The organism is Pseudodesulfovibrio hydrargyri (assembly GCF_001874525.1).
In the GTDB taxonomy this organism is placed as follows: domain Bacteria; phylum Desulfobacterota; class Desulfovibrionia; order Desulfovibrionales; family Desulfovibrionaceae; genus Pseudodesulfovibrio; species Pseudodesulfovibrio hydrargyri.
Genome location: NZ_LKAQ01000004.1, coordinates 48,737 through 61,323, shown reverse-complemented (window position 1 = coordinate 61,323; position 12,587 = coordinate 48,737). Strand labels below are relative to the sequence as shown.

The window sequence follows — 12,587 nt, the reverse complement described above, 5'->3', positions numbered from 1 at the left end:
TACAAAACAATATGGTGGAGTTAAAGCACCTACCGTCTTGTTGTCTGCGGGATATCTAGTCAAATCGATTGTACATTTCTTCATGGCATTGTTTGAGGAATGTCATCATTTCAGAGTGCTCACCGCTTTCGTAGAATTTGATCATCCCAGCGTTGTACTCAGTCAGCCTCTTGGCTGGGACCGACAATGGGGGATAGCCATTACTCATCAAGTGCCCGTTGAGCATGAGTAGGCCAGTTCGTTTGTTCCCATCGTAAAAGAACTGGTTGCGAGCAAAGTCCAAGTGCAGCCTGTATGCCTGTTCCCGGATATCTTTGATCTCTAGGATGTCCTCAATTGTGGCGGCAAAAATATCATCTAATTCGCCTGCCTTGGGAGGCCTGTACTCAGTGCCAGCAATACTTACTTGCCCTGAACGGAATTGGCCGACTTCAAGGGCTTCGTCTTTGGCGATGACTTCCTGAATCGAACAAGCCACTTCTTTGGAGACGGAGAAGGCATCTGTTTTTACCAATTCGATGAGCTTCTCCCAGCCGAGGATTTGCTGCTTGAGTTTTGCTTCGTCTGTAACCTTGTGGCCGCCAACGGTAATGCCCTGAATGTATGTTTGTACCTCTGGCATTGTGAAGGGCATTCCTTCTAAGCTTTGAACATCAAAGACGAGTTCGGCAAACACCTTTTGGGCTATGAATAGGGCTTTCTTTTTGTCTTGTTTCATGGCTTCTTATTGTCCCGAATTGAAGAAAGAGTCAATTTGTTCGCAGGAGGTTGCGTTGAATGTTGGGCTGGATTTCACCAAATCGTTTTACCTCCCACGAGCAATCGACCTCCACCCGTAGAGGACCGACTTTCACGCTTTTCAGTTCCTGCAAAGAGAAGTAGCCCCACTCGGCATTTTGCATGTCTCCGTTGAGGATGGCATAGCCAAAGAAGATGTCCTCGCCGTCGAATTCGGCTGCATACCAGTGGGTGTTTCCTATGAAGAAGTGGTGGTAGATAAGCTTCTCTTCTGCCGGGATGTTCTCTGTCTCGTATAAGCGGGGAATCCTGCCTTGTCTTTCGTCCTTGTAGCCGGATGTCATCGTCTCGACCTCTCGTGTGGCTTGTCGGAGCTTCTTGTCGAAAATCCATATGGTTTATCAGTCTTGTAGTTGCGTGGCCTCGTCGGGACTCTACGATGGTGTAGCCCTGAACTCTCGCTGAAAGATGAAAGGCCCATCCTTTCGGACGGGCCTCTACGATCATGGTGAAATGATCTATTGGGTTTCGGGTTTCTTGGCCCGGGCCTTCTTGGGCTTGGTCTTCTTCCAAAGCTCCATGTTCTTCATGCGCTCGGAACGTGCCTTGGCCGTGTCCCGGCAGGAGAGCGGTTGGCCCTTGGGGTATCCCCATTTCGCCTTGTATGCGGCGGGCGTCAGGCCGTGGCTTTCCAGGTGCCGCTTGGTGATGGTCTTGAAGGTCTTGCCGCACTCGACGCAGGTGATCGTCTTCTTCCTGATAGCCTTCCTGGGATCGACCGTCGGTTCCTGCGCCTTGTCTCCGATCTCGCCAGTGGCAATCCCGGTGAGGCCCATGTTCACTTGCTTGACCATCGAGATCATGCCCTCGGCGGTCATTTCACGCACACCTGCCTGTGCTTCGACCATCTTCATTGCCTGTTCCATGCAATCCATATTTATGCTCCTTGTTATTCAATGATTTCAGATGATAAGCTGCTCAATTGTGTCAATATACAGCGGGTCGGCGAAAGTACACTGTTTCCTGAACGAGAAAAGCCCATCCGCAGGGGATGGGCTTTGGAGAGGTCGCTTGGGGAGTTCTCAATTCCCAAGCTTCCAACGTTTGGTCTTAGTTCTTGTAATTGGCCTTCATGGCTCGCATCCATTCGGGATCGACCTGGGCCAGCACACCGTCGAACTTGCCGTTCGCTTCCACGATCAGTTTGTTCAGATCGTAGAATTCGGTCATGTCCTCGGTGGGCACTGCGGTGCGGGCTTCGACCTCCTCCTGGATGGTCAGCAGGAATTCCCTGCCTCCTTTCAGTTGGCCGATGTTGCAGTCAAGCTCGGCGTACAGCTTGTGTTCTCCTGCATTCATCATGTGCGCCGCCTTGGGTTCGAGGGGCGCTGCCTGTTGGGAGCAGATGGTGCTCGGATCGAAAGCGGGGGTTTTGCTTGAGCAGCCATAGAAAACAGTGGTCATCAGGAGGATGCCAAGAAATACCGGTATGAAGCTTTTCGTTTTCATGTCGATTCCTTTTCCTGTGGGTTATCGTTTTCGAATGATGTCTCGTTCACGTTGAGCAGCTTGATCGAACCATATAAATTTGTTGTCTATTTGAGCCTCGATTGGAGTTGTTCGAGATACCGTCCCAACCGTTTCAGATTAATGTTCCATAGCTGGACTTCTGATCCTGCCGAAGCGATCAGATAGTATTCACCATCTATCCCCGTGTTTGATTTCCTTTCACCGTATTGGGCTTGAATTTCGGCGCGGACTTTGGGCCACAGATGAATGTCGATGGTGGCACAGTGGGCAACAAGGGTATCGTCCTTGTCGTATGTCTTCTCGTAAAACGGCGAGTAGAAGAACTCCCGCTTCAGGATCGGACTTTCGGCCTTGGGGACGGCGTACACCTTGTCGAAGACAATGATGTTCCGATTGCTCTTTTGGAGGGTGCTGGAACTCGAAACGAAATCGTTCCAGAGTTGCCGGATGGCCTCATAGCTTCGAATGGCCTTGTCCGTGTTGGCCGGTCGGTATCGCTCGATGATCTGCCAGTATAGCTCCTGGTACTTCGACAGGAGTTGGTCTTCTGCCCATTCTTCATAGGAGAAAAAGGGAAGTGGATTCCAAGTTAGTCCTTGGACTTTGCCGCAATCGTCAGACTTGAATTGGTCCACGAAGGCATTGAAGGCCTGTAAGCGAGTGCCATGGGTGTGGTCGGGATAGGCCGTGCAGTATCCTTGTTTGTTCAGTTCGAAAACTGTTGTTTCCGGCGACCAACTCCACCTCACATCATTGAAATATGCCAGCCGTGGGGCGTCCTCCTGCCCGCCCGTGCATCCAAGTAGGCACAGGCAGACAAGGAGGATTGTTGTCGTTCTCATAGCGACTTATCCGAGGAGGCTGTTTTTCTTCATGATGAGGGACTGGAACAGCTTGCGGAGATTGTTGGCCGACTTGCCGTGCGCCTTCTTGCAGTTGAATGCGCCGATCTCGTTGTTGTTCACGGTCAGGGTAATCATATCCATGATGGAGTGCGGCTTGGTATCGAATTGGGTGATATCGGCGATGTCTATCTTGCCCATGGTCTGCTGCTTGGCGTCACCGGATTTCTTCGACCTCGGCATGTTGTAGTAGAGAGTCGTGTTGGTGAGCAGGACGCAGCTTGGACTCATCGCGCCGATCTTGTGGAAGAGGAGGGGTATCTCTCGGTTGATGTCCATGTTGATCCACTCGGAATGAGCCGCATAGAGCTTGTCGAGATCGATGGCCTTGCCGTGGTCAAGTTCATGGACGATGGCTTTGGGAGTAATCTGCCGGAAGGCAAGGGGGATTCCCCAGAAGAGGATGCCGATGCCCCAATTGATGAGGCCGTAGTCCAGATATTTACTGCCTTCGGTATCAACGAAGTCGTTGACGAATTTCACCAACCGGGCATTGGGAATGTCGAGTTGGTTGGGATCGGCTCCGATCCGTTGTTCCATGATCTTGACGAACTCTTCCTTGGTGGCGGACATGCTTTCTCCTTTTTCAGTCTGAGGTCGAGGTTTTGCTCCTCACAACCTCCAGGTGGCTAAATGGCTGCGTTGACCCTTTATAAGTGGTAAATTTGAGAAAGTAAACACGTATAGAGGGTTTAGTTCGCTTGTTTGCCACCTATACTTATGTATTGGAGGTAGGCATGTCGGATCTTAAAGTCAGGTTGGGAAATCGAATTCGTGAGCTACGGATTGCTCGAAACTTGTCTCAAGACAGTGTCGCCGAGCGGTTTGGCTCAAGCGGCAAGTATCTGGGCGAGGTTGAACGGGCTGAGTGTAATGTTTCAATCGAAAAACTCGAAAAGATAGCCGAGGCCCTTGAGGTCCCTATCGGTAGCCTTCTCGACAATGCCCATATGGAAGACCGGGCCTATTTGATTAAGGATATAGGCGGGATGCTGGATGAAGCCGACGATGACGAGGTCCGACTTGTCCATCGGCTCGTGTCGGATGTGCTGAGGTAGCCCCTAACTGTCCTTCGTTATTAAAAGTATACAGCTTTTGCGGGTTGTATATTCCTGCCTTCGTTAATCCCCCGAAATGAATTCAAGGTCGAGGCCGCATGATCCCTCGTGCGGTCTCGTCAGTTGCTTGTTCTTGTTCTCTCGGTTGATGAAAAGTGGCTCATGTGGCCCTCGTGCTCTCCCGTGCATCCCCGTCCGTATAAATAAATCGGCTGCCAAGGAGTAGCTTCAACCTTGGAGCGAGGAGAGATCATGTCCGATGAGATTGTGCTGAAATATCTGGATGGTGAAAACGAACTGCCCGTAGTGGACGGAGTGGGGATTTCGGACCTGTTGGCCGACAAGGGTGAAACGTCTTCCCTGGCTGTGCTGGCCAAGGCTCGAAAGATCGTCCAGGGATATCGGCCAGGCCGAAAATGATGTTCAGCGATTGAACCACGTAATGGCCCTGATGTGCCTTTTGTTGGGGAGCATCGATAGCAAGAATCTCAACTCGTATGTGGTGCTGGCTGCCAGGCTGAAGGAGCTGGAGTAGGGCATGAAAAAGCCCGAAGGATTGTGCTTCCTCCGGGCTCTGGCTTTCGGGTTGGAGGCTGTTACCTCAACTGGCCCCATTTACTCGTGCTGAAGTTGACTCGGACGCCGGTTTTTCGTCCGTGTGCTCTCGATGATGTTGGCGTCATGGAGAGCCTTGTAGGCCTTGTCGACGGTTCTCGGATCATGGCCGGTCATGTGCGCGACATTGACCGACTTGAAGTCGATGGTGCGCCCCTGGTATCCCACGGTTTCCCTGTAGGTGTACATGAACACGGCCCATTCGGAGCCGTTGGGCTTTTGCGCCATGAAGGCATCGTAGATGCGGTTGTAGAAGACCGTGTAGGTATACTTGGGGTTCTTCTTCCTCTTCGGCTCGGAATCTTTCAGCGTGAGAGCCTTCGGCTTATTCGGGCCTTTGCCGCCCGGTGCCGCCGAGGTGGGCAGTCCGGTACATCTTTCTTTGTTCTTCTCGATCTTTTTCGGTCAGCATTACTGCATCTCCTTGTTAATGGTTTCAATCGTGACGGTGCCTTCGACCGTCGTTCCTTTTGTCGTACCTTGGTCCTCGGCATTGTCGGGCTGGAGGACATCTCGATTGTCGCCGGTGATCCTGGCGTATTTGAGCCATTTATCGAGTTCGGACTCATCGAATATCTTCAATGTGCCGAGGTCCCAGTAAAAACTGCCGCCCAGGCCATGCTTTCCGGCGATACGATTCTTCACGATCTTGTATCGGCGCTCGTTCAGGTACGTGCGTTCCTGGTCCTCGTAGTTGGCAAGGATGATCGCCACGTCCGTCGAGTGCATGATGGCGATCGATTCACTGACGGAATCCATGCCCAACTCGTCGAGCTTTTTGTTCATGCCGCCTCGGTTGATCTGGGCTGCGGTGACGGTGGGGATCGCGGTTTCCATGGCGAGCCTTCTCAGGCTGGCCGCCACTTCCTTGGGGCCTTCATACATGGTGGTCGTTCTCATGCCGATCGGCGGCATGATCTTGCCTATGTAGTCCACATAGATGACGTCGATATTTTCAACGCCGACCTCATGGATGATCGCTCGCAAATCGCTGACGCGGAACTCTCGTTCGCTTCGGTCCACGATCCACAACTGGCCCATGTCCGCAAGCTGCTTTTTCAACTCGGGCATGGTGCTCTCAAGCTGCTCCTGCTTTCTTTCCCTGTGAACCGACTGGAGATTCAACAGGATGATATCGGTCATGAGAGCGAGCTGCTTGAACATGCACGCTTCCTTGCTGTCCTCAAGGGTGACGAAGAGGACGTTGTACCCTTTGAGGGCTTGGCGGTACGCCATGTTCTGCATGGTCGCGGTCTTGCCTCCGGTGGGTGGTGGCGAGCAGGACTGTGAGGGTCTTCTCGACCAGACCGTCGTTGAGGTATTCATCCAGTCTCGGAAAGCCGGTGGGAACGACCTTGCGCTCGTCGGGCTTCTGGATGAACTCCACGAACTCGCTCATTTCATCGGCTACGGATTTGGGCTTCGTGCACACGAGCGGTTTGTAGTTCTCGACGCTCTTCTTTAGAATGCCTTCCGCTTCCTCCAGCGTGGCGGCGTCAAAGGTTTCGCCCGCGTCCACGACATCGGCCACATCCATGAGAGTCTGCTCGAACTCCATACGTCGGTGATACAATGCCGTCTTTTCCTTCACATACGATGCCGGAAGCTCGCTGTCCTGGAACTCGTCAACGAGGTCGAGGAAGTTCTCGATGTCCTGAACGTCGTCGGCCTTGATTTCGGTCAGGGCCAAGCTGGAGTCGGAATCCATTCTCGGCGGACTGCGCCGCGATCTCGCCCTCGGCATCGTCCGGCCGCCCATGGTCTACGGCCCGCGCGACACCGCCTTCATCCCCTTGTATAAAGGGGCGCGATGGGGAGTCTTCCCCGTGCCGGGCAGCCCGCGCGTGCGCATGTCCATTGTCCACGTCCGAGATCTGGTCCGTGGCATGGTCGGGCTGGGCGAGGCGTTGCTAAACGGCCGGGCGGCCAGCGGCAGCATCTACTATCTTTCCGGGCAGGTGGCCGACTGGGCCGAAATCGCCAGGGCCATCGGCCGGGCCGTGGGACGCAGGCAACGGGTCATCCCCGTTCCGCTGCCGCTGATCGGGCTCATCGCCGTGGCCAACCAGCTTGCGGGCCGCATGGGGTTGCCGACCAGTCATCTGGTGGTGGACAAGTGGCGGGAGGCCAGGCAGCCCGGCTGGGTCTGCAGTCACGCCAGGGCCGCCGCCGACTTCGGCTACTCGCCGCAGGTGGGGTTGGAGGAAGGCATGCGCACCACGGTGGCTTGGTGCCGGGAGCACGGCCTGCTGCGTTGATTTTCCCTATTTTGAATGAGCCGAGAAGAGCTCCCGCAACTTGCGGGCGTTAATTTCCTGGTCGAACATGGACAGGACGCGCTGCCGGCCGTTCCCGGCCAGCCGTGCGGCCTCGTCCGGGGCGGCGGCCAGCCGGAGAATGGCCCCGGCCAATGCGTCAGGGTCGTGCTGCCCGACCAGACACCCGGTCTCACCGTCGGCCACCACCTCGCCGATCCCCGCCACGTCCGTGGCGATCACCGGAAGGCCATGGGCATACGCCTCCATGATCACGTTGGGGATGCCGTCGCGGTCGCCGTTGGGACCGATCACGCAGGGCATGACCAGGGCGTCGCTACGGCGCATCAGTTCCGACAACTCGTCGTGCTTGAGAAAGCCGGGGAAACGGACCCGGCCGGTCAGGTCGAGCCGCTTGGCCTGTTGTTTCAGCGAACCGGCCAGCCTGCCGTGGCCCGCCAGGGTCAGGGTGAAGTCGAGCCCCCGGTCCCGGAGCAGGGCACAGGCCGCAAGCAAATCGTCGAAGCCCTTTTTGGGAACGAATCGTCCGGCGGCCAGCAGCCTGAAAGTGTCCCCTCCCGGCGCCCGCTCGGGCGTCTCGGGCAGCAGGGAGAGTGAGTTGTAGACCAGGACGATCTTTTCGGCGTGGCCGGGCGCGAGGGAGCGGAGGTAGGCGACGTTGGCCCCGTGGTTGACCCGGACAAAGGCGGCGTCCGCGATCTTGCCGGGGAGCGCGCCCTCTGCCGGGTAGATGTCGCCTGCCCGGCCCGCAAAGGAATAGGGGATGCCGGTGAGTTTCGAGGCCACCCGGGCGGCTGTGGCCGGTCCGTTGGCCCAGGGGGCATGGATGTGCTCGATGCCCTCGGCCTCGAACCGGCGGGCCAAATGCAGCCCGCAAAGGACCGCCCACAGATTCTCGCCCAACCCTTCCAGCGAACGGAAGCCGTTGAAGGCGTTGTCGCGCAAAAATACCCAGGTTCGGGCCGGGCGGGTCAGGCAGTGGCGCAGGAAGGTCCCCAGCAGTTTGGGCAGGCTGGCCGTGCCCAGTGTCTCCGAGGCGGGGAAGGCGCGCATTTCCCGCGACAGCCCTTTGCCGAGCGGAGCGTACAGCGTGAAGACCTTGACCGGCAGGTCGCGCCCGGCGAGGGTCTTCACCTCGCGGAAGATGAAGGTCTCCGAGGGCTTCGGGAACCACAGGGTGACGTAGGCGACGCGGGGCAGGCTCATGAGTCCTGTCCCCTGTCTCGCCGGGTTATGCCCTCGATGCCGCCGCTCAGGTTCATGCGGTAGTCGATGGATTGCCAGGAGATGGTGTTGGACGTCCAGGTGCGCAACAACTGTACCGGAGCGATCAGGGTGAACAGGAAAAAGGCGGCCACACGCCTGCCGAGCGGGGCGCGGTTGGGGATGACGCTCGTGTACCACGGGGCGATGAGCGCCAGGGCCGCGACGTAGAGCAGCGCGTCCGCGCGGTCGCCCATGGCGGCCGGGGCGATCAGGGCCATGGCCATCCACGCGATCAGGCCCAGGTAGCAAAGGGGCAGGATGGAGGCGGCCGCCCAGGTGAACGGCGTGTAGTATTTGAAGAATTGCAGCTGCCGGTAGAACCAGTCGGCGGCCCCGCGCACGCTTTGTCCCGAGATGTGCGTTTCCAGACACGCCTCGGCTACCGGGACGGAGCGGATGCCCAGCCCCTGCAGGTACGGCCCCATGGAATAGTCGTCCACCACGGTGCGGCTCCACAGGTCGGGAATCCTGTTGTCCTGGAAGCTTTTGCGGTCGATGGCCGTGGCTCCGCCCCACGGCTGGGAGAGCGGCCTGATGGCGTAGAGCATGTGAATGGACTGCACGGCAAGCATCTGGATGAGCGTGCCGAGCCGGGTGTCGTCGGGCTGGACGAAGCGGTAGCCCGAGGCGAGCTTGGCCCCGCCCTCCGCAATGGGCTGGATGAGCCGGGCGAGAAAGTCGGGCCGGGCCAGATGGGTGGAGTCGCAGAAGACCAGTATCTCGGGCTCGGGGCCAAGTTCGGCCACGGCCGCGAGCAGGTTGTGGTTCTTTTGCGAACACGTCCCGGCCTCGCCCGCGACCACATGCCGGGCGTGGGCGTATTCGGTGCACAGCCTTCGGATCAGTTGGGCGGCCGGTTCGGTCCCGGTCCGGCTGATCAGGGTCACGGTGTAGTTGTCCAGATCCTGTTCGAGCAGGGAGCGCAATCCCGGCTCGGTCTGGGCGGTGACGTTGCCCACGGGGACCAGGAGGGCCGTGGCGACCGGCCCGGGCCGCTTGAACGGCGTGTCGCGTCTGACGGCCCGGCGCATGAAGTTTCGGGTCCCGGCCAGGAGCAGCAGCAGAAGCAGAATGTGGAGCGCCATGCCCGACCGGGCGAACAGGCTGAGCGAGACAAGGTCGGGTTGGGGGGGCAACACGGCGGCTCCTGCGGAATGGGGTTGGCGGGTCTGTCGAATGAGAAAAGGTACAATCGGGCCGGAATCAAGTCAACGGCGTCGGCGGGTTAGGCCGCCCCGGCAGCGTCGAGGCCGCGCCTTTGCCCGAGGTGGAGCCGGTAGGCGTAGGCGAGCAGGGGGAGCAGGGCGAGCAGTTCCACCGCCTCCCGGGGCAGGACCGGCGAGAGCGAGAAATGGATGGCCCCAGCGGCCCCAGCGGCCAGGATCTGCTTGATGAGGCCCGCCGGGGTGAACAGGCCGATGGTGAACTGGCAGAAGGTCACGGTCATCATGGCCATGATCCCCTTGGTGGCCAGAATGGCCATGGCCGCGTTGGTCAGCGGCGAGAACCGGGTCAGCAGGACGCACGCCGCCAGATTGAAGGCCAGCCCGACAATATACATGCCGAGGAGAATCCGCTGTCGGCGCATGCTGATCATCAGGTAGCTGGCGAGGTTGTGGATGAAGGCGAAGAGGATGCAGCCGACCAGCTGCTTCTGGGCCAGGATGGCCGGGCCGTAGTTGTCACCGTAGGCCAGGGGGATGATCCTGTCGCTCTCCACGAACAGGACGTAGCTCACGGGCAGGGCGGCGGCCACCAGCCAGGCCGCGGACTGGCGGGCCAGTTTGACGAAGGTTTCCCGGTTGGTCCCCCAGTGCTTGGCGAAGATCGGAAACAGGACCTTGCCGAGCAGCATGCCGGAGACGAGGACCGAGACCCCGTCCACGATCTGCCAGGTCGCGCTGTACTGGGCCACGCCCTCGGCCCCCGCGTTGTGCTGCAGGAAGAACAGGTTGAGCTTGTTGTAGAAAATGGCGCACACGGCCATGGCGGTGAAGACCAGTCCCTCGCGCCAGGCGAGCCAGACCGCGCGGAGGTTCGCCAAATGCAGCTCGCTGCGCACCCTGCCCAGGAAGGCGCGCAGGACCACGAACAGGTTGGTGCATGTCTCGAACCCCTTGAACAGGGCGACCAGGACCGGGGCCATGCCCGTGAAGATGGCGGCGATGCCCCAGCCGAAGCCGATGATCGAGGCCAACCCCCTGGTCTTGCCCTCCACGTCCTGCCTGCCGAGCACCCGGCAGGCCACGTAGAACGAGTTGCCGATGCCTTCCAGGGCCGCGGCCGTGGCGATGACCAGGATGATCAGCCGGAGTTGGCCGGAATAGTCCTGCGTGAAGAGGAAACCGAGCATGATCAGCCAGCCGACGGCCAGGAACAGGGACTTGATCAGCGTGACCTGGCCGAGGATGCGGGTGGGCGGATTTTCCTTGCGCGCCAGCATGGTCGCCAGGTGCTGGTTCAGCCCGAATTCGGTGGCGAAGAGCAGGAGCTGGCCGATGTTGATGGCCAGCATGAACTGGCCGTAGGTCTCGGTGGCATGGCGCGCCAGGGAGAGCAGAAAGACCGCCTGGAGTATTTCCCGGACCCAATGGCCGGAGAGCAGGTAGCCGAAGCGCTTGAGTATGGAGGTCCGGGATTCGGCCACGGCAGGCTCCGTTATTTGGGCCCGTCCAGCGGCTCCAGCATGGCCGACTTGCGCAGACCCCTGCGGTGCAGAAAGGTCTCCGCCGAGCAGCGGAGGACGCCGAGTCCGTACTTGCAGGAGCGCAGGAAGCTGATGGACGAGGACTCCTTCTCGTACTTGGTCGGGCAGGTGACCTCGCCGATGCGGAATCCGGCGTAGATGAGCTGGCAGAGCATCTGGTTGTCGAAGATGAAGTCGTCGCTGTTGCCTTCAAGCGGCAGCCGCTCCAGGACCTCGCGGGAAAAGGCGCGGTAGCCGGTGTGGTATTCGGACAGCTTCTCGTTGACCAGCAGGTTTTGGAGCAGGGTCAGGAATCGGTTGGCCACGTATTTGTAGAGCGGCATGCCGCCGATGCGCGCCCCCTTGCCCAGGATGCGCGAGCCGAGCATGCAGTCGTGCACGCCCTCGGCGATGGGCGAGGCCATGGCCGGGATGAGTTTGGGCGTGTACTGGTAGTCCGGGTGGAGCATGACCACTATGTCCGCCCCGGCTTCCAGCGCCTTGGCATAACAGGTCTTTTGGTTGCCGCCGTAGCCCCGGTTGCGCTCGTGGCGGAAGGTGGAGATGCCGAGCGAGCGCGAGACCTCGACCGTGTTGTCCCGGCTCATGTCGTCCACCAGGATGAATTCGTCGACCACCCCCCCGGGGATGTCTCTGTAGGTCCTTTCCAGGGTCTCGGCCGCGTTGTAGGCGGGCATGACCAGGACGATCTTCTTGTTGTTCAGCATGGCAATCTACCTGTGTCGATTGGAGTCGGAGCCGCGCTTCGCGGCATAGGTGCGGGAGAGGATGAAGAGGTCCCCGATCGCCTTCAGGTAGGCGGCGGGGGAGAGCTTGGAACCGCCCACGTCCGTCCACCGGTCAAGCGGGACCTCGCGGATGCGCTCAAGCGCGGCCTCCCGGCCCTTGGCGGCGATGTACCGGGCCAGCAGTTCCACGTCGAAAATCCAGGTGGTCCGGAACGGGCGGGAAAAGAGGCTGCCGATCACGTCGCGGCGGAATATCTTGGCCCCGCACTGAGTGTCGTAGACCGGCAGATCGAGGAGTTGGGAGACCATGGTGGCGAACACCCGGCCCGTGTAGTGGCGCGTCTTCTTGCGCCGGATTTTGGTCCCGAGCCGCTGGTGGCGGCAGCCCATGAGGATGTCCCAATCCGGAGTGCGCTCGGTCTCGCGCTCGAAGAGGCTCAACTCGTCGAGCGGCGTGGCCAGGTCGGCGTCCCAGTACCCGAGCCGTTGGTGCCCGGTGTTGTCCAGCCCGTGCAGCACGCCGGTGCGCACGGCCTCGGCCTTGCCCCGGTTCAGGTCGTGGCGCAGCACGGTCACCCGGCCGGGATGGCTCTCGGCAAAGGCGGAGAGCAGGGCAAGGGTGCCGTCCGCGCTGCCGTCGTCCACCATGCACAGATGCACGCCGGGAAACGTCTCCAGGGCGTCCGCCATCCCGGTCAGGCTGAGCCGCCGCTCCTCGTTGAAGCAGGGGATGACGAGCCAGGTTCCGGCGGAGGTCATTGGCAATG

17 protein-coding genes are annotated in these 12,587 nt (G+C 59.3%); 3 read left to right on the top strand and 14 right to left on the bottom strand.

Translation table 11 applies throughout. From position 1 onward, the window contains the following. Positions 1-55: 55 nt before the first annotated feature. From BerOc1_RS04795 to BerOc1_RS04770, 6 genes are all read right to left on the bottom strand, one after another. Positions 56-718, bottom strand: a complete 663-nt coding sequence (locus tag BerOc1_RS04795; RefSeq protein WP_071544607.1) for a Fic family protein — start codon at positions 716-718, stop codon at positions 56-58. A gap of 31 nt (positions 719-749) precedes the next feature. Continuing rightward, complete coding sequence (locus BerOc1_RS04790; RefSeq protein ID WP_071544606.1) at positions 750-1,082, bottom strand: DUF2958 domain-containing protein; 333 nt, start codon at positions 1,080-1,082, stop codon at positions 750-752. Positions 1,083-1,256: 174 nt separating this feature from the next. Next, positions 1,257-1,673, bottom strand: a complete 417-nt coding sequence (locus BerOc1_RS04785) for a Ros/MucR family transcriptional regulator (RefSeq protein ID WP_071544605.1) — start codon at positions 1,671-1,673, stop codon at positions 1,257-1,259. A 175-nt stretch (positions 1,674-1,848) separates the two neighbouring features. Continuing rightward, complete coding sequence (locus BerOc1_RS18785) at positions 1,849-2,100, bottom strand: hypothetical protein (RefSeq protein WP_129586487.1); 252 nt, start codon at positions 2,098-2,100, stop codon at positions 1,849-1,851. 233 nt (positions 2,101-2,333) lie between these two features. Continuing rightward, complete coding sequence (locus BerOc1_RS04775; protein WP_071544603.1) at positions 2,334-3,110, bottom strand: hypothetical protein; 777 nt, start codon at positions 3,108-3,110, stop codon at positions 2,334-2,336. A 6-nt stretch (positions 3,111-3,116) separates the two neighbouring features. Further along, the gene (locus BerOc1_RS04770) at positions 3,117-3,743 is read right to left on the bottom strand and encodes a hypothetical protein (protein ID WP_071544602.1); all 627 of its coding nucleotides are present in this window, start codon (positions 3,741-3,743) and stop codon (positions 3,117-3,119) included. Between the two features lie 164 nt (positions 3,744-3,907). On the opposite strand from BerOc1_RS04770, the gene BerOc1_RS04765 reads away from it, so the two are divergent. Further along, positions 3,908-4,228 (top strand): helix-turn-helix domain-containing protein, encoded by a 321-nt coding sequence (locus BerOc1_RS04765; protein WP_071544601.1) that lies wholly within the window; start codon positions 3,908-3,910, stop codon positions 4,226-4,228. A gap of 252 nt (positions 4,229-4,480) precedes the next feature. Continuing rightward, complete coding sequence (locus BerOc1_RS19020) at positions 4,481-4,648, top strand: hypothetical protein (protein ID WP_165610781.1); 168 nt, start codon at positions 4,481-4,483, stop codon at positions 4,646-4,648. 195 nt (positions 4,649-4,843) lie between these two features. Here the strand turns inward: BerOc1_RS19020 and BerOc1_RS19205 are convergent, their stop codons facing one another. The 3 genes from BerOc1_RS19205 to BerOc1_RS19015 form a co-directional block, all read right to left on the bottom strand. Beyond that, positions 4,844-5,152 carry a replication protein gene (locus BerOc1_RS19205; protein ID WP_278248081.1) on the bottom strand — a complete coding sequence of 103 codons (309 nt, stop codon included), beginning with the start codon at positions 5,150-5,152 and terminating at the stop codon, positions 4,844-4,846. Positions 5,153-5,254: 102 nt separating this feature from the next. Continuing rightward, positions 5,255-6,088 (bottom strand): DnaB-like helicase C-terminal domain-containing protein, encoded by an 834-nt coding sequence (locus BerOc1_RS04755; RefSeq protein ID WP_071544599.1) that lies wholly within the window; start codon positions 6,086-6,088, stop codon positions 5,255-5,257. After that, positions 6,027-6,533, bottom strand: a complete 507-nt coding sequence (locus tag BerOc1_RS19015; protein WP_165610780.1) for a hypothetical protein — start codon at positions 6,531-6,533, stop codon at positions 6,027-6,029. The genes BerOc1_RS04755 and BerOc1_RS19015 overlap by 62 nt, the downstream gene beginning before the upstream one ends. Between BerOc1_RS19015 and BerOc1_RS04745 the strand changes: the two genes are divergently transcribed. Continuing rightward, positions 6,514-7,101: an NAD-dependent epimerase/dehydratase family protein gene (locus BerOc1_RS04745; RefSeq protein WP_071544597.1), complete on the top strand. Its 588-nt coding sequence runs from the start codon at positions 6,514-6,516 to the stop codon at positions 7,099-7,101. The genes BerOc1_RS19015 and BerOc1_RS04745 overlap by 20 nt on opposite strands. A 6-nt stretch (positions 7,102-7,107) precedes the next feature. Here the strand turns inward: BerOc1_RS04745 and BerOc1_RS04740 are convergent, their stop codons facing one another. The 5 genes from BerOc1_RS04740 to BerOc1_RS04720 all read right to left on the bottom strand — a co-directional run bounded on the left by BerOc1_RS04740 (position 7,108) and on the right by BerOc1_RS04720 (position 12,579). Next, the gene (locus BerOc1_RS04740; protein WP_071544596.1) at positions 7,108-8,325 is read right to left on the bottom strand and encodes a glycosyltransferase family 4 protein; all 1,218 of its coding nucleotides are present in this window, start codon (positions 8,323-8,325) and stop codon (positions 7,108-7,110) included. Then, positions 8,322-9,524: a glycosyltransferase family 2 protein gene (locus tag BerOc1_RS04735; RefSeq protein WP_129586486.1), complete on the bottom strand. Its 1,203-nt coding sequence runs from the start codon at positions 9,522-9,524 to the stop codon at positions 8,322-8,324. Before BerOc1_RS04735 ends, BerOc1_RS04740 begins: the two co-directional genes overlap by 4 nt. A gap of 86 nt (positions 9,525-9,610) precedes the next feature. Continuing rightward, the gene (locus BerOc1_RS04730; protein ID WP_084641096.1) at positions 9,611-11,032 is read right to left on the bottom strand and encodes an MATE family efflux transporter; all 1,422 of its coding nucleotides are present in this window, start codon (positions 11,030-11,032) and stop codon (positions 9,611-9,613) included. An 11-nt stretch (positions 11,033-11,043) separates the two neighbouring features. Then, positions 11,044-11,799 (bottom strand): glycosyltransferase family 2 protein, encoded by a 756-nt coding sequence (locus tag BerOc1_RS04725; RefSeq protein ID WP_071544593.1) that lies wholly within the window; start codon positions 11,797-11,799, stop codon positions 11,044-11,046. Positions 11,800-11,805: 6 nt separating this feature from the next. Further along, a complete protein-coding gene (locus BerOc1_RS04720; protein WP_071544592.1) occupies positions 11,806-12,579 on the bottom strand; it encodes a glycosyltransferase in 774 nt (257 codons plus the stop codon). Positions 12,580-12,587 lie beyond the last annotated feature (8 nt).